Genomic DNA, 16,128 nt, shown 5'->3' with positions numbered 1-16,128 from the left:
GCCTAGACGGTACGCGAGGGGCGTCAAGAGAGCGGCTTGTCGTAGATCTGATAGACGCGGTTGATGGTCGCGTTGATCGCTTCGGCGACGGCGTTCATCCCCTGATTGTCGTCGAGCACCCAGCCGATGTCGCCTTCCTCGACGCCATAATGGGCGACGCCGTCGCGGCGGATATATTCGATCATCATGAAGGCCAGCGTGCTGGCCATCCGGCTGTTCTGCAGGGGTTTGACCACGCCCATCAGCGGGACGCGCAGCCGCTTGCTTTTCGGCTTGCGCAGCCACCAGAGCAGTCGCGCCCAGTTGAACGGAAACAGCGAGCCGTCCATGTCGATCAGCTTTTCGTTGATGTTCGGCAGCACGATCATGAACGCGACGGGTTCGCCATCGACTTCGGCGACGCGGATCAGGTCCTCGAAAACGATGTCCTTCAGCTTCTTGCCGACGAAGGCGATCTCGCTGTCAGTGAGCGGCACGAACCCCCAATTGTCCGACCAGGCATCGTTGAGGATGCCCATGATCAGCTTCGCTTCCGCATCGAACTTCTTCTTGTCGACCTTGCGGATGCGGATTCGGGCGTTTTTCTCGCCCGCGGCGACGATGCGATTGACCAGCGGGGGGAATCCGTCGCGAACCTCGACGCCATAATTTAGCAACTGCTTGACCGGCCGATATCCTTCGGCCTCCACCCAGCCGCGATAGAGCGGGCTGTTGTGCCCCAGCATGATCGTCGGCGGGTTTTCGAACCCCTCGATCAGCAGGCCCGGCTCATCCCAGATCGAAATCGACAGCGGCCCCAGCGACCGATGCATTCCCTGGCCGCGCAGCCAATCTTCGGCGGCGACGAACAGGGCGTGCGCGACGTCGGCATCCTCGGCCTCCAGCAGGCCCCAGTTCCCGGTGCCGGGCCCCATCCCCTGCGCGGCGGACTGTTGCAGCGCCAGATCGTCGATATGCGCCGAAATGCGGCCGACCGTCCGGCCGTCGCGGCGCGCGAGGAACAACTGCGCCTTGCCATGCTCGAACCAGGGGTTCTTGCCAGGGGTCAGGAGGTCGGTCGCCTCGCCTTTCAGTGGCGGAACCCATGCCGGATCACCGCGATTGAGCCGGAAGGCAAGCTCGACAAACTCGCGCTTTTCCGACTTGTTCCGGACGGGATGGATGCTGATCGGGCCGTCATTATGTGCGGTCATGGGTGGTTTCCTGAACTGGTCGCCCTATATTTGTGGCGACGCATTAGGGCATTGCTGTGGCGCTGGCGACCCGCATTCGGCCATTTTGCTGCCACGAAATCATGGTGAAGACCCGGATATGTTAGCGATGAATACCCTTGTCGATCGCCTGTCTGCTCCCGACGGAAGCGCTATCCCGAAATCGGCCATCGTCGACGATATGGCGATGATCCGCGCGGCGTCGGAACTGACGCGCGATCTCGTCACGCCCAGTGCCCGCACCTATTGGACCGACTTTCTGGCGTCGGCGTTCGTGGGCTATGCGGGGGTCGCGGCCGCTATCCTCGCGCCGTCGACCGGCTGGATGCTCGCGGCGGCATTCGTCGCCGTGCTGGCGCTGTACCGGGCGGGAAGCTTCATTCACGAAATCACGCATATCCGGAAAAATGCGCTGCCGGGCTTCCGCCTCTGGTGGAATATTCTTGTCGGCGTGCCGCTGCTGATCCCGTCGTTCATGTACGAAGGCATTCACAGCCTGCATCACAACCGGACCAAATATGGCACGGTGGAGGATCCGGAATATCTCCCGCTGGCGCTGATGAAGCCGTGGACGGTGCCACTGTTCGTCGTCGCGGCGGCGTTCGCGCCGTTCGCGCTGATATTCCGCTATGCGGTGCTGACGCCGCTGTCCTTCCTGATTCCGCCGCTGCGCACGCTGGTGATGGAGCGATATTCGGGCCTGATCATCAATCCGATGTTCCGCCGCCGCCCGCCCGAGGGCGAGTTCCGCCGCCAATGGGCGTGGCAGGAAGGCGGCGCCTGGCTCTGGTCGACGCTGCTGGTCGCGGCGGCGATTTTCGGCTGGGTGCCGACCCGCGCCCTGCTGATCTTCGGCGGCATCGCATCGGCCAGCATCGTGCTGAACCAGATCCGGACCCTCGTTGCGCATCTTTGGGAAAATGACGGAGAAGTGCTGACCGTGACCGCGCAGTTCCTTGACAGCGTCAACGTGCCGCCGCCGGGCTTTCTGCCCGAGCTCTGGGCGCCGGTGGGCCTGCGCTATCACGCGCTGCATCACCTGCTGCCCGGCGTGCCCTATCACGCGCTGCCCGAGGCGCATCGTCGCCTGAAGGACGCGCTGCCCGCCGATTCGCAATATCATGCAGCGAATTATCGCGGGCTGCCGGGGCTCGTGATCAAGCTGGTCGCGGGATCGGCGCGCGGGGCGGCCGCCTGACGACGACGGTCGGGGCGCCGCCCGCTATTCCTCGGTTCGGATCAGGATCATCTCACCGATCAAGGCGAAGAGGATGAACGGTCCCCACGCCGCGAGAAACGGCGGATAAGCGCCCAGATCGCCCATCGCGAGCGCGAAATTATCGGCGACGAAATAGGCGAAGCCAAGGAACATTCCCAGGATCGCGCGGACGAACAGCTTGCCCGATCGAGCCAGCCCGAACGCCGCGACCGCGCCGAGCAGCGGCATCAGGATCGACGAGAGCGGCCCCGAAATCTTGTGCCACAGCACGCCTTTCAGTGCATCGACGGGGCGGCCCGCGGCTTCCAGATCGGCGATCGCCGACCGGAGCTGGGTGAAGGGCAATTCATCGCCGTCGACCTGCGCCAGCGTGAACTGGTCGCGGCGAACGCCCTGCATCGCCGTGATCGTGCCAAGCTGTTCGACCGTTCCCGAACGGCGGAGAAAGCGGCGCGCGTTCGTCATTTCCCAGCCGCCGGCGACCTGCCGCGCGCTGTCGGCCTTGAGCATCGAGGACAGCACGCCCTGTGTGCGTTCATAGACGGTGATGTCGCGCAGGACGATCGTTGGCCCGCCGGTCTCGACCGCTCCGGCGTTGATCAGGTCGTCACCCGCGCGGACCCATATGTTCGTTCGCACCCCGCTGTCGGGTGGGACCTTCGCATATTCGACCTTCTGCCAGGCGCTGAGCGCGGCGGTCGATCGGGTCACGATCCGTTCGTTGAAGGCGAAACTGACTCCCGCGATCAGAAATGCGGCAAGGAACAGCGGCGCCAGGACCTGATGCGCGGACATCCCCGCCGCCTTCATCGCGATGACTTCGCTGTTCTGGTTCAGCGTCGCGAGCGTCAGGATCGTTGCGAGCAGGACCGAAAAGGGCAGGAAGGTTTCGATGATCTGCGGGACGCGCATCCCGACATACCGCCACACCTCGCCGTCCCCATTGCCCGCGACCGCCAGGATCTTGCCGCTTTCGCCGAGCAGGTCGAGCGTCTGGAGCACCAGCACCAGCGCGAACAGGATCGAGAAGGACCGGACCAGGAACAGCCGCCCGACATAAAGCGCCATCGTGCGCGAGGGGAAAAAGCTGAGTTGATGCATCAGACCGACCGCGGCGTGCGCTGGAAGAAGCGAAGGAGGCTGCGAAAGCGCTGCGCGGCCTTCGCGGCAACGCGCTCGAGCGCGCCGATCGGCTGGCCGCCCGGTACGTGCGCGAGCGTATAATACATCCAGACCGCGAGCGCCGCGAACAGCAGGAATGGAACCCACAGCGCGATGATCGGATCCACCGCGCCGCGCGCGCCCAGATCCTCGGCATATTGATTGATCTTGTGCTGCGTCACCAACAGGACGATCGACAAGAAGACCCCCAAAGCCGAAGTCGACCGCTTCGGCGGTATGGCGAGAGCGATCGCGATCAGCGGTATCAGGAACATCGAGGCGACCTCGACGATGCGGAAATGAAAATTGGCCCGCGATTCGAGGCGCGTCTTCAGCGTCTCGTTCTGGTCCTTGCCGGCAACCAGCAGTTCGGGGATCGTCAGTTCGCGGTCGGCCCCGCCGCGGAGCCGGAAGGCCTCGATCTTCGGTAACGGGATGGGCAGGTCGTGGTTGTCGAACGTCAGCACACGGGGCACGGCGAACTTCGGCGATTCATGGATCAGCACGCCCTGCGTCAGTCGCAGGATGATCGTGTCGGGATCGTCGGTCGCCAGAAATTGCCCGCGCGACGCGGTTGCCGAGACGCGTTGGCCGTCCTTGTTGTCGCCGCGCACGAAAATGCCGCGCAGGCTCCGCCCGTCATTATAGCTTTCCTCGATGCGGAGCGTCATCCGGTTGCCCAATTTGGTGAATTCGCCGACCTTGATCGATGCGCCGAGCGCGCCCGAACGAAGGTCGAATTGCAACCCTTCATAGGCGTAGCGGGCATAGGGCTGGATAAATCCGACGATCGCGAGATTGAGCAGTGCAAGCGCGATCGCAAAGGCATAGGGGACGCGCAGCAGTCGGCCGAAGCCCATTCCCACGCCGCGCAGCACGTCCAGTTCGCTTGACGTCGCGAGCCGGCGAAAGGCGAGCAGGATGCCGAGCATCAGACCGATCGGGATGCCCAGCGAAAGATATTCGGGAATCAGGTTGGCCAGCATGCGCCACACGACGCGAACCGGCCCGCCCTCGGTCGCGACGAAGTCGAACAGGCGCCGCATCTTGTCGATGATCAGGATAGCGAACGCGATCGTCAGATTAGCCACGAGGGGGATGAAAATCAGCCTCGCGATATAACGGTCTATCTTCGACATATCAGGTCATTCCGACGCGACAATCGCGCGTCGACGAAAGCGGCGCGCCGCCGGCCGCACACGCTTCCCGCAACGGGAAGGCGCCATATTCGGTCCGGTGGCGGTCAGCCGCAGAAAATGCCGGTCGGTGGGTAGGAACCATATTTCCGTCAATGTCTATCCAGCGTCAGCCGCTGGGCGGCGTTCCGTCACCCTATCGACGGAAAAGCGGCGATTGTCCATGTCCGCGAGGCTGCGATACGCATTATCGATGGCGAATTCGGCGGGGCGTTCGTTTTTGCCGGTGCGGCAGCCGGCCGAAACAGGGCGCCGTGTCGATCGAGGCCGACGTCGAAGACGTGTTGCGGGCAAGGAATTCGGCGATTTTCTGCGGCTTGCAGGTGCGACGAGTTCCATTCCAGATCAATCTTTTGTCCCTCCGTCACCATGATTTGGCCGCAAATGTTCCCGATATGCCGATCAAGGGCGACAGGGACCCGCGTCGGCTTGACCGCTGACACGGCTACAGCCTCTGGAGGTTTTGAGGTCATGTCGAAAGTTTTTCTCGCCGGACTGCTCGCCGCGAGCGCGGCCGGCGCATTGACGATGCCCGTGGCGGCGCAAGGTGCGACGCTGGGTCCTTCGGCGGCGCTGTGCAACAGCAACGCCACCGCGGTACTCGTCGACGTGCGGGGTTTCAAACAGCGCACCGGTACTCTGCGCGTCCAGATCTATGCCGCGACCAGCACCTATCTCGAAAAGCGCAAATGGCTCGACCGCGTCGATGTTCCCGTGACGCGCGCGGGCAATATGCAGGTGTGCGTGCCGGTGAAGGGACCGGGCAGCTACGTCATCTCGGTCCGTCATGACATGAACGCCAACGGCAAGTCGGATCGCAGCGACGGCGCCGGCCTGTCGGGAAATCCCGACATGAAGGTCACCGACTTCATCTTCAAGCGGAAGCCCAAACTGGCGACGGTCAGCTTTGCGGTCGGCGGCGCCACACGGCGGGTTCCGATCGTGCTGAACTATGTCAACGGACTTTCTTTCGATCCGGTCGAATAGCGATGGCGAGCGTCGCGCTTCTTTCCAATCCGCGCTCTACGGGGAATCGTGCCCTGTTGCCGCGGGTTCGCGAATATTGCGCGGCGCATCCCGACATCTTTCATTATGAAGTCGAAGACGTCGACCAGATCGGCGAAGCGATCCGTACCATCGCGATGGTATCGCCATGCGTCATCGCGATCAACGGCGGGGACGGCACGGTTCAGGCGGCGTTGACCGAACTCTATTCTGGCGGCCATTTCGGCGGATCTCCACCGCCCGTCGCGGTGCTGCCGAACGGCAAGACCAACCTGATCGCGCTTGATCTTGGCGCCGAAGGCAATCCGTTGAAGGCGCTGGAGCGTGTCGTGGAAGTGGTCGAAGCCGGGCATCTGGCCGACCATGTCATCGAACGCCAGTTGATCTCGCTCGACGGTGGCGGCACCAGACCGGTGCTCGGCATGTTCCTTGGCGGAGCCTATCTGGCCGACGTGATGCTTTATTGCCGCAACCGCATATACCCGCTCGGCCTGCCGAACGGCCTGTCGCATACGCTGGCGGCCATTCTCGGGTTGTTCGCGATGATCTTTGGCTTGGGCGGCGGCCGCCTGCCGCCGAAGCCGCAGCCGATGACCGTCTCGCTGATCCGTCATGGCGAATTCAAGGGCAAATTCTCGCTACTGATCGTCACGACGCTCGAAAAATTGCTGTTGAATATCCGGACCAGCGAAAGTCACGGTTCCAACGGCAACATGAAACTTCTCGCGGTCGATCGCAGCGTTGGGGCACTGTTTCGAATGCTCGGTGCGACCTGGCGGGGTACGCTGGGACAGCGCCAGCTTGAAGGCGTGCATTTTCAGCAGGGCGACGAGATCCGGATCGAGGGCGAGCGGTCGAACGTCATTCTCGACGGCGAAATCTATCAGGCAAAGCGTGGCATGCCCATCATCCTGACCTCGACCCAGCCGGTGCCCTTTCTGCGCCTCGCCGCCTGAGGGCCCGAGGCCATTCGATGTCCAGTCTTTCGTCTCTTGTCCGCGAAGAGCTGTCGACGCCGGTCGATCCGCGGGTCGCCGCGATGGCGGCCTCGATAGCCGCCGCCTATCCGGGCAGTGCGCGCGCGGTGCTTTTTTACGGCAGTTGCCTGCGCGAGACGCAGCTCGACGGACTGATGCTCGATTTCTACCTGATCGTCTCGGACTATGGTGATGCCTATCCGAAACGCTGGATGGCGATCGCGAACCGGTTGATCCCGCCCAATGTCTTTCCGTTTCAGCACGGCGGGTTGATCGCCAAATATGCGGTCCTCAGCGAGACCGACTTTCATCGCCTGAACGGGCCTGAAACGCGCAATGTCTCGGTGTGGGCGCGCTTTGCGCAGCCGTCGCGGCTCGTGTGGGCGGTCGATGATACGGCGCGCGATCGGGCGATCGCGGGGATCTCGCGCGCCGCTCCGGCTCTGCTGGCCGCAGCGGGGCCGGTCGATGGCGAACCGCCGCTTGATTGGTGGCGCCGCGCCTTTTCGCTCACCTATTCAGTCGAGTTGCGCGCCGAGCGGACCAGCCGCGCGCAGTCGGTCGTTGACGCCGATGCCGATCGCTATCGGCGTTTCACCGGCCCCGTGATCGCCGCGATCGGGCCAGACGCGACCAGTGGCGGCTGGGCGAGACGCCGACTGGAAGGCAAGCTGCTCAGCGTGGCGCGGCTCGCGAAGGCCAGCCTCACTTATGCCGGTGGGATCGATTATCTGGCGTGGAAGATCAATCGGCACGCTGGCACCAAGATCGAGATCAAGCCATGGCAGCGCCGCTGGCCGCTGGTCGCCGCGCTGACACTGGTGCCGCGGCTGATGAAAAGCGGCGCTATTCGATAGCCTGCGGCGGTCCGGCGCGGGCGGCAATGGCAGTCTGCGTTAACTGGCCAGCCGTTGCCCGTCGGGCCGGGTTTCGCCGCTGCGGCGGATCGCATGGTCAAGCGCGGTCAGCGTAAACGGTTTGCGCAGCACATCATGGTCGCCGAAGGCCTCGATCTCGCTGGCGTCGCCGGCATAGCCCGTGACGAAAAGAACCGACAGTTCGGGCCAGCGCCGTTTCAGTTGTGCAACCATTTCAGGGCCGGTGAGTTCGGGCATCAGCACGTCGGAAAGGACGAGGTCGAAGCTGCCCCCCTCGGCCAGCCGTCCCTCGACGAGCCTTTCGGCGTCGAGCGGATTGGCGCAGGCGATCGCGGTATGTCCCAGTTCCTCGACGGCATCGACCGTGGCGGCAAGAACGCGCTTGTCGTCCTCGACCACCAAAATGCTGAGCGCGCTCGCCGGCGAATCCATGGAGGTGGCGGCGTCCGGATCGCTGGCGGGAACGCTGGAATCGTCGGGGAGTGCGACCGGCATCAGCATCGCGACCCTCGTTCCTTCGCCCTCGGCCGAAGAAATCTGCACTTCGCCGCCGGACTGGCGGCAAAAGGCAAAGACCTGGCTCATGCCAAGACCGGTGCCCTGACCCGCCGGTTTGGTCGTGTAGAATGGATCGAACACCCGTTCGAGCACTTCGGGCGACATGCCGCAGCCGGTGTCGATCACCTGCACGGCAAGCGCCGCGGTATGTTCTTCCTCGTCGCGCAAGGTGCGAATAGTCAGCGAGCCGTGTCCGGCCATGGCGTCGCGCGCGTTGACGGCCAGATTGAGCAGCGCATTTTCAAACTGCTGCCGGTCGAGCCAGCATGCAAGACCATCGGCATGAAGGTCCAGCGTCAGCGCGATCCGGTCGCCGATCGTGCGTTCGATCAGTTCTGCAAAGCTCGCGATGCACTCATCGACCAGCACTATTTCAGGGCGCGCCGGTTCCGATCGTGCAAAGGCAAGCAGGCGGCGTGTCAGGTCGGCCGCACGGTTGGCGCCGTCCATCGCGTTGCTCATGTGTCGCCGCGCCTTGTCGGGCGCGCTTTCGACCAGCCGCTGCGCGAGTTCGAGACCGCCGACGACGACCGCCAGCATATTGTTGAAATCATGTGCGATGCCGCCGGTTAGCTGCCCCACGGCCTCCATCTTTTGCGCCTGGCGCAGTCGGGCTTCGGCGGTTTCGCGTTCGACCATTTCGCTGCGCAGCGCGATGTTCGCCTCGGCCAGTTCCGCGGTGCGCTCTTCGACTGCGGTTTCAAGCTGCATGGCGCGATCGGCTTCGAAAAACTGTTCGCGCCGCGCTGCGCGGCGTTCGCCTTCGGCGCGGACCAGCGATACGGTGGCCGCGATCGCGATGACCGCGGCGACGGCGCCGAGCAGCGAAAAGAGCAGGATCGCCTGGTTCAGGCTGGCGCGATCCGATGCCGCGACGCGGTTGCGTTCGGCAAGGATCGTACGCTCGTTGCGAATCAGTTCCGACAGCAGGCGGTCGATCCTGATCAGTGCGGCGTCATGACCTGCGGCGTTATACTTCGAGATGGCGGCAACCGTCTGCCGATAATTGGCACTGAGTGCGGCGTCGCCGAGTTGTTCGCCGCGGGCGTGAAGTTCGGCTGCCAGCTTGCGGACGAGTTCGGCCTGCTTCGCATTGTCGCGGACGTTGCGTTGAAGCATCGTCAGATATTGCTGCGACAATCCCCATTGCTGCTGATAGACGCGGCCGTCCTCCTTCTGCAGTCCGACCGCGAAGCGTCCGAGTGCGGCTTCGGCGCGGGCGAGCGCGGCGTCGAGGCTGCGCGTCTGGGAAATGATCTCCAGGCTATGCGCCTGCCAGCCCAGCGAGCGGTCGTAATTGTCGTTGGCCCGCGCAAGCAGCAGGACGAGGGCGGCCACGACCCCCGTCAGAATCGCGCCCAAACCGATCGTCAGCCAGAAGCGCAAACGCTCCCGCCGACCTTCGGTCTCATTTTCCAGATCCCTCTCGAACACACGGAGCTTGTATCGGACAAGCGCCGCCGGGCAAAGCAAGGAAGGCCGCGTGCCGCTTGCCCGTCTTCAACTCGCCGCGAAAAGGAATCCGCTGGTCGGCGGCCGTCCGGGATCAGCCGATAATGCCGGCGCGCTTGCCCGCGCGGTCGAAACGGCCGAGAATCTCGTCGACCTGCTCGCTCGTATGTTCGGCGCACAGCGAACAGCGCAACAAGGTCATGCCCGCCGGCGTCGCGGGTGGGCGGGCAAGATTGACGTACAGCCCTTCCTCAAGCAGCGCTTCCCACATCATCGCGCCGCGCTCGAGGTCGGGCATGATGACCGCGATGATCGCCGACTGGGGTTCCTCGGTGCCGAGCGTGAAGCCGAGGGCGCGCAGGCCCTTGTGAAGCTTTTTCGAGTTTTCCCACAGATGCGCGCGCTTGTTCGATCCATGCATAAGCTTGCGGATGCTAGTCGCGGCGGTCGCGACGACGCTCGGCGGCAGCGAGGCCGTAAAGACATAGGGTCGGCAGACCAGCCGCATGATCTCGAACTTCGGATGGTTCGATACGCAAAATCCGCCGACGGTGCCGACGCTCTTGCTGAATGTGCCGATGATGAAATCGACGTCGTCGATTACGCCCTGCGCCTCGGCGACGCCGCGACCATGCTCGCCGATAAAGCCCATCGAATGCGCCTCGTCGACCAGCACCATCGCGCCATTTTCCTTCGCGACGCGGATCATCTCCTTCAGCGGCGCGATGTCGCCGAGCATCGAATAGACGCCCTCGAGCACGACCAGCTTGCCTGCCTCGGGAGGCAGGCGCTTCAGCCGCCTTTCAAGTGCTTCGATGTCGTTGTGACGGAAAGCGACGATCTCGGCGTCGCCCATCTTGCACCCGTCATAGATCGAGGCATGGCTGTCGATATCCAGAATGACATAGTCGCCCTTGCCGGCGATCGTGCTGATGATGCCAAGATTGGCCTGATATCCGGTCGAGAACACCATGGCGTGGTCCATGGCGTAAAATTCCTTGAGCGCGTCCTCGCACTCCTTGTGGCCCTGATAGGTGCCATTGAGGACGCGGCTGCCGGTCGTGCCGCTGCCAAATTTGTCGAGCGCGTCCTTGCCCGCGGCGATCACATCCTCGTCGAAGGTCATGCCCATATAGTTATAGGTACCGAGCAGGATCGTCTCGCGCCCGTTGCAGATCGCGACGGTCGGCGAAACGACCTTTTCCATCACCAGGCTGAACGGATCGGTGACGCCGGTCGCGAGCAACGCTTCGCGCTGCTGGATCAGCGGATCGAATTTGGAAAAAAGGTCGGTCATCGGCGGATCAACCCTGCAGCTTATCGACCGCCGCAACCAACTGGCCGACGGTTTCTATCTCTGCCTGCATGTTCATGCTGATGATGATGTCGAACGTGTCTTCGACCTCGGCGACGAAATCCATCACCGTCAGGCTATCCCATTCGAGGTCGCCCGCAAAGGTGGTGGCATCGGTCAGTGCGATGCCCTTCTTGTTGAAGGGTTCGATCAGGCCGTGAATCTGCTCGGTGAGGGCGGTGCTCATAAGGTGCGTCCCATCAAGGAATGAAGTTGCGGGCGGAATGCCGCGATGAATCCCGCTTGGCAAGCGAATGCGGCGGGAATCGGGCAGCATCTTGCCGCTGACGACACTTCATGCCATCCCTGTATCGGGCGCGCTGGCAGGGATGGGACTGGATGGACAGCGAAAAATCGACCGTGGCGCCGGACCGTCCGGCGATTTCCTTTCCGCCGAACGCGGTTCACCTCGTTCGCACCAATCAGCAGATCACGATGCAATTGTCGCAGATGGCCGACCAGAAGGCGTCGATCCTGATGGGTGCCACCTTCGTCGTCTTCACGCTCGCGGTCGGACAGGCGCGGGTCGGGGCGGGTGCCTTCGCGCTGCCGCTGACGGTGCTCGCGACCTTCTCCTTTCTCTCCGCGCTGCTGGCGATCTCGGCGGTTCTGCCGCGCGTCGGCAAGGCGCCGCCCGCCGTGTATCGCGACGGTAAGGATCACAGCAATATCCTGTTCTTCGGTCGTTTCGCGCAGATGGACGAGGACGAGTTCATCGATGCCGTCAAGGAACGGATGCGGACCGAGGAGGATCTTTACGAGACGATCCTGCGCGACACCTATCAGAACGGCCTGATCCTCGCGCGGCGCAAATATCGCTACCTGGCCTATGCCTATCGGTTGTTCGTCGTGGGACTGACGGCGACGTTTCTGGCTTTCGCCTATGAAATGACGACGCTGTGGGCCGGATGACGTAAGGGGCTGTTGCTCTTTTATCACCGCCGCCTCCGAAACCGCGCGCGGTGCTTCACCGCTATTGAACGCCAGAAGGCCCGCGCCTATCCGGGCCGGCTATGCTGGAGCAGGCCCATCCTCTGTCCGCGGCGCCGCCGCAGACGTTCCGCGCCGAATTTCGCGCGACGCTGGCGCTTGCGCTGCCGCTGGCGGCGGCGAACCTCCTCCAGATGCTCGTTCATGCGATCGACGTCATCTTCGTTGCCCGGCTCGGCGATGCGGCGCTTGCGGCCTCGTCGCTCGGCGTCGCGATCTTCGGCCTTCTGCTCTGGACCGGCACCGGGCTGGTGGGGGCTGCCGCTCCGTTGATCGCCGCCGAATTGGGTCGCCGCAACCATAGCGTGCGCGAGGTCCGGCGCACCGTTCGCATGGCCTTGTGGCTGAGCTTGCTCGTTTCGCTTGCCTTCATGGGAATCTGCGCGGCGGGCGGTCCGATCATGCGCGCGACCGGGCAGGAGCCCGAACTGACGCATCACGCCGCCAGCTTCCTGCTGATCCTGATGTGGGGCATGTTCCCGATGATCGCGGCCAGCGTGTTACGCATCTTCGTCTCGGCGCTCGGCCGGCCGACGATCGCGACGGCGATCACTTTCCTCGCGCTGTTCGTCAATGCGTTCGGGAACTGGGCGCTGGTTTTCGGCCATCTCGGCCTGCCCGCGCTCGGCCTTCACGGCTCGGCGCTGTCGAGCATCCTCACCAGCACCGCGATGCTGGTCGCCTATGTCGTCGTCATCCAGAGCGATCGGCGGCTGCGCCGCTATCATCTGTTCGGCAACTGGTGGCGCAGCGAGTGGAGCCGGTTCGCGGAGATGCTGCGGATCGGTACTCCGATCGGCCTGACCATTCTGGCCGAAGCGGGGCTGTTCACGGGCGCCGCATTCCTGATGGGCCGGATCGGCGAGGCGCAGCTTGCCGGGCATACGATCGCGCTGCAGATCGCGGCGCTCGCCTTTCAAATTCCGTTCGGGGTCGCGCAGGCGGCGACGATCCGCGTGGGGCTTGCCTATGGTGCGTGCGACCCTCGCGGCATCGCGCTCGCGGGCCGCGCGTCGCTTGGCCTCGGCATCGGCTTCATGGGGTTTACCGCGCTGCTGATCTGGCTGTTTCCGGGGCTCGTGCTGTCAATCTATGTCGATGTGCACGATGCCAAGAATGCGGCGCTTGTCGGCTTCGCGATGCAATTCCTCGTCGTCGCTGCCGCCTTCCAGCTTTTCGATGGCGCCCAGACGGTCGCCGCTGGGGTGCTGCGCGGGCTGCAGGACACGCGCACGCCGATGATCATCGCCATCTGTGGATACTGGATCGCGGGTTATGGCACCGCGATCTACCTCGGTTTCTGGACTTCGATGGCGGGCGTCGGCGTGTGGATCGGTCTTGCCGTCGGGCTGGTCGTCGTTGCGGCGCTGCTGCTCACGCGGTGGCGGATGCGGGGGCGGCTGGGGTTGTTGCCCATTAAATAGGGACCTTCCCTATTTAATTTTGGTCTGCGCACCCAGTTTTCGCAGTCGTTCCTCGATTTGCGTGTGGAGTGCTTGCAGCCATTCGCGTCCTGCTTCGGGTTTGAAGGCGTCGATAGGTAAATGACCCTTCTTCGCGTTGCAGGGCTTGCAGGCCAACACCAGATTCTGGATAGCGTTGGGTATCTCGCCGATCTGCCCTTCGACATGATCGATCGTCACCGTGTCTTTTGCCAATCCCGTGGAGCAATAGAAGCAGGTCGCACCGTGAACGGCGACGGCCTTCTTCAGACTGTTAATGGCGCTCCATGGGCCACCAGCAACTCCACCGACCCAATAGAGTGGCGTCTTTGCTTCATTGCTATGTAGTCGAGCGAAAACGATGGCTCGATAGGGCATACCGTCGAGACAGGGACGCGCTGCGTCTTCAGGCTTTTCCGGTGTTTCTTCGGGTAGCTTATCTGTGGCTTCGACGGTCATATATGGACTTATGGCGATGAGACGTAAAATTTTCGTTGGACTCCGCTTGACGCCCCTTGGGGTGCGACCCATATGCCCCCCTGTTAGCACTCGCACCCCGTGAGTGCTAAACCGACATCATTTGCATCTCTGGAGGAATATCCATGCAATTTCGTCCGCTGCACGACCGCGTGCTCGTCCGCCGTATCGAAGCCGAAGAAAAGACGGCCGGCGGCATCATCATTCCCGACACCGCCAAGGAAAAGCCGCAGGAAGGCGAAGTCGTCTCGGTCGGTTCGGGCGCCCGCGCCGACGATGGCAAGGTGACCCCGCTCGACGTCAAGGCTGGCGATCGCATCCTGTTCGGCAAATGGTCGGGCACCGAAGTCAAGGTCGACGGCGAAGAACTGCTGATCATGAAGGAATCGGACATCCTCGGCGTCATCGCCTGAGCTTGATCATCGATTTGCGAGTAAAGTTGCGCAGTTTTCTGCGCCTTTGAAAGGAATAAGCACATGGCTGCCAAAGACGTAAAATTCAGCCGCGACGCGCGTGAGCGCATCCTGCGCGGCGTCGACACCCTCGCCGACGCGGTGAAGGTCACACTCGGTCCCAAGGGCCGCAACGTCGTGATCGACAAGAGCTTCGGCGCGCCCCGCATCACCAAGGACGGCGTTACCGTCGCCAAGGAAATCGAACTGAAGGACAAGTTCGAAAACATGGGCGCCCAGATGCTGCGCGAAGTCGCATCGAAGGCGAACGACAAGGCCGGCGACGGCACGACCACCGCGACCGTCCTCGCTCAGGCGATCGTTCGCGAAGGCATGAAGTCGGTTGCCGCCGGCATGAACCCGATGGACCTGAAGCGCGGCATCGACATCGCCGTTACCAAGGTTGTCGAAACGCTGAAGGGCCAGTCGAAGGCCGTTTCGGGCTCGTCCGAAATCGCACAGGTCGGCATCATTTCGGCGAACGGCGACAAGGAAGTCGGTGAGAAGATCGCCGAGGCGATGGAAAAGGTCGGCAAGGAAGGCGTGATCACCGTCGAGGAAGCCAAGGGCCTCGATTTCGAACTCGACGTCGTCGAAGGCATGCAGTTCGACCGCGGTTACCTCAGCCCCTATTTCATCACCAATCCGGAAAAGATGCTCGTTGAGCTCAGCGATCCGTACATCCTGATCTTCGAAAAGAAGCTGTCGAACCTCCAGTCGATGCTTCCCATCCTCGAAGCCGTGGTGCAGTCGGGCCGTCCGCTGCTGATCATCGCCGAGGATATCGAAGGCGAAGCGCTCGCGACCCTCGTCGTGAACCGTCTGCGCGGCGGCCTGAAGGTCGCGGCCGTCAAGGCACCGGGCTTCGGCGATCGCCGCAAGGCGATGCTGCAGGATATCGCGATCCTCACCGCGGGTGAAATGATCAGCGAAGACCTGGGCATCAAGCTGGAATCGGTCACGCTGAACATGCTGGGCCAGGCGAAGCGCGTCACCATCGACAAGGACAACACCACCATCGTCGACGGTGCGGGTGAAGCCGAAGCGATCAAGGGCCGCGTCGAACAGATCCGCGCGCAGATCGAAACCACGACCTCGGATTACGACCGCGAAAAGCTGCAGGAACGCCTCGCGAAGCTTGCTGGCGGCGTTGCCGTGATCAAGGTCGGCGGCGCGTCGGAAGTCGAAGTGAAGGAACGCAAGGATCGCGTCGACGACGCGCTTCACGCGACCCGCGCTGCGGTCGAGGAAGGCATCGTCCCCGGCGGCGGTACCGCGCTTCTCTATGCGACCAAGGCGCTCGAAGGCCTGACCGGCGCGAACGAAGACCAGACCCGCGGCATCGACATCATCCGTCGTGCGCTGCAGGCGCCGGTGCGTCAGATCGCCGAAAACGCCGGCTTTGACGGCGCGGTCGTGGCAGGCAAGCTGTTCGACCAGGCCGACACGAGCTTTGGTTTCAACGCGGCGACCGACACCTATGAAAATCTGGTGTCGGCGGGCGTCATCGACCCGACCAAGGTCGTTCGCACCGCGCTTCAGGACTCGGCTTCGGTTGCCGGCCTGCTCATCACCACCGAAGCGGCGGTGAGCGAACTGCCCGAAGACAAGCCGGCGATGCCGATGGGCGGCGGCGGCATGGGCGGCATGGGCGGCATGGACTTCTAAGTCCGACCCGTTAGGCATCCAGCCAACAGAAACAGGGCCGGGGGAGAAATCCTCCGGCCCTTTTTCGTCGGGGCGTGGGCTGGCCGAC

General features: G+C 63.2%; 16 protein-coding genes. 9 read left to right on the top strand and 7 right to left on the bottom strand.

The window, feature by feature from the left end:
- Positions 1-23: 23 nt before the first annotated feature.
- Positions 24-1,193, bottom strand: coding sequence for an N-acetyltransferase (locus JNM03_RS04435; protein ID WP_294034729.1), 1,170 nt, complete (start codon positions 1,191-1,193; stop codon positions 24-26).
- 127 nt (positions 1,194-1,320) lie between these two features.
- Here JNM03_RS04435 and JNM03_RS04430 point away from each other — a divergent pair, with 127 nt between their 5' ends.
- Positions 1,321-2,409, top strand: a complete 1,089-nt coding sequence (locus tag JNM03_RS04430; RefSeq protein ID WP_294035323.1) for a fatty acid desaturase — start codon at positions 1,321-1,323, stop codon at positions 2,407-2,409.
- A 24-nt stretch (positions 2,410-2,433) separates the two neighbouring features.
- Here JNM03_RS04430 and lptG read toward each other — a convergent pair whose 3' ends face one another.
- Positions 2,434-3,531: an LPS export ABC transporter permease LptG gene (gene lptG / locus JNM03_RS04425; protein ID WP_294034727.1), complete on the bottom strand. Its 1,098-nt coding sequence runs from the start codon at positions 3,529-3,531 to the stop codon at positions 2,434-2,436.
- On the bottom strand, positions 3,531-4,730 hold the full coding sequence (gene lptF, locus JNM03_RS04420) for an LPS export ABC transporter permease LptF (protein ID WP_294034725.1): 1,200 nt from the start codon (positions 4,728-4,730) through the stop codon (positions 3,531-3,533). The genes lptG and lptF overlap by 1 nt, the downstream gene beginning before the upstream one ends.
- Positions 4,731-5,041: 311 nt before the next feature.
- Here lptF and JNM03_RS04415 point away from each other — a divergent pair, with 311 nt between their 5' ends.
- Genes JNM03_RS04415 through JNM03_RS04400 form a run of 4 tightly spaced genes read left to right on the top strand, consistent with a single transcriptional unit; the run spans position 5,042 to position 7,626 of the window.
- The gene (locus JNM03_RS04415; RefSeq protein ID WP_294034724.1) at positions 5,042-5,227 is read left to right on the top strand and encodes a hypothetical protein; all 186 of its coding nucleotides are present in this window, start codon (positions 5,042-5,044) and stop codon (positions 5,225-5,227) included.
- 31 nt (positions 5,228-5,258) lie between these two features.
- The gene (locus tag JNM03_RS04410) at positions 5,259-5,774 is read left to right on the top strand and encodes a DUF2141 domain-containing protein (protein ID WP_294034723.1); all 516 of its coding nucleotides are present in this window, start codon (positions 5,259-5,261) and stop codon (positions 5,772-5,774) included.
- A 2-nt stretch (positions 5,775-5,776) separates the two neighbouring features.
- Positions 5,777-6,748 carry a diacylglycerol kinase family protein gene (locus JNM03_RS04405; RefSeq protein WP_294034722.1) on the top strand — a complete coding sequence of 324 codons (972 nt, stop codon included), beginning with the start codon at positions 5,777-5,779 and terminating at the stop codon, positions 6,746-6,748.
- Between the two features lie 17 nt (positions 6,749-6,765).
- Positions 6,766-7,626 carry a hypothetical protein gene (locus JNM03_RS04400; RefSeq protein WP_294034720.1) on the top strand — a complete coding sequence of 287 codons (861 nt, stop codon included), beginning with the start codon at positions 6,766-6,768 and terminating at the stop codon, positions 7,624-7,626.
- Positions 7,627-7,665: 39 nt separating this feature from the next.
- On the opposite strand, the gene JNM03_RS04395 is transcribed toward JNM03_RS04400, so the two are convergent.
- The 3 genes from JNM03_RS04395 to JNM03_RS04385 form a co-directional block, all read right to left on the bottom strand.
- Positions 7,666-9,639 carry an ATP-binding protein gene (locus JNM03_RS04395; protein WP_294034719.1) on the bottom strand — a complete coding sequence of 658 codons (1,974 nt, stop codon included), beginning with the start codon at positions 9,637-9,639 and terminating at the stop codon, positions 7,666-7,668.
- 112 nt (positions 9,640-9,751) lie between these two features.
- The gene (locus JNM03_RS04390; protein WP_294034717.1) at positions 9,752-10,954 is read right to left on the bottom strand and encodes an aminotransferase class I/II-fold pyridoxal phosphate-dependent enzyme; all 1,203 of its coding nucleotides are present in this window, start codon (positions 10,952-10,954) and stop codon (positions 9,752-9,754) included.
- 7 nt (positions 10,955-10,961) lie between these two features.
- Complete coding sequence (locus tag JNM03_RS04385) at positions 10,962-11,198, bottom strand: acyl carrier protein (protein WP_294034715.1); 237 nt, start codon at positions 11,196-11,198, stop codon at positions 10,962-10,964.
- A 152-nt stretch (positions 11,199-11,350) separates the two neighbouring features.
- On the opposite strand from JNM03_RS04385, the gene JNM03_RS04380 reads away from it, so the two are divergent.
- Together JNM03_RS04380 and JNM03_RS04375 are read left to right on the top strand one after the other, a co-directional pair.
- Positions 11,351-11,923 (top strand): Pycsar system effector family protein, encoded by a 573-nt coding sequence (locus tag JNM03_RS04380; protein ID WP_294034714.1) that lies wholly within the window; start codon positions 11,351-11,353, stop codon positions 11,921-11,923.
- 101 nt (positions 11,924-12,024) lie between these two features.
- Positions 12,025-13,425 carry an MATE family efflux transporter gene (locus JNM03_RS04375; protein WP_294034713.1) on the top strand — a complete coding sequence of 467 codons (1,401 nt, stop codon included), beginning with the start codon at positions 12,025-12,027 and terminating at the stop codon, positions 13,423-13,425.
- Positions 13,426-13,434: 9 nt separating this feature from the next.
- Here the strand turns inward: JNM03_RS04375 and JNM03_RS04370 are convergent, their stop codons facing one another.
- Positions 13,435-13,902, bottom strand: a complete 468-nt coding sequence (locus JNM03_RS04370) for an HNH endonuclease (RefSeq protein ID WP_294034712.1) — start codon at positions 13,900-13,902, stop codon at positions 13,435-13,437.
- Between the two features lie 143 nt (positions 13,903-14,045).
- Between JNM03_RS04370 and groES the strand changes: the two genes are divergently transcribed.
- A complete protein-coding gene (gene groES / locus JNM03_RS04365; RefSeq protein WP_088440350.1) occupies positions 14,046-14,333 on the top strand; it encodes a co-chaperone GroES in 288 nt (95 codons plus the stop codon).
- 63 nt (positions 14,334-14,396) lie between these two features.
- The gene (gene groL / locus JNM03_RS04360; RefSeq protein WP_294034711.1) at positions 14,397-16,040 is read left to right on the top strand and encodes a chaperonin GroEL; all 1,644 of its coding nucleotides are present in this window, start codon (positions 14,397-14,399) and stop codon (positions 16,038-16,040) included.
- The last annotated feature ends 88 nt before the right edge of the window (positions 16,041-16,128 follow it).

Source organism: Sphingopyxis sp., from assembly GCF_016793825.1.
Taxonomy (GTDB): Bacteria; Pseudomonadota; Alphaproteobacteria; order Sphingomonadales; family Sphingomonadaceae; genus Sphingopyxis.
The sequence above is the reverse complement of the archived record's forward strand: the minus strand, read 5'-3'. Positions and strand labels throughout refer to the sequence as shown.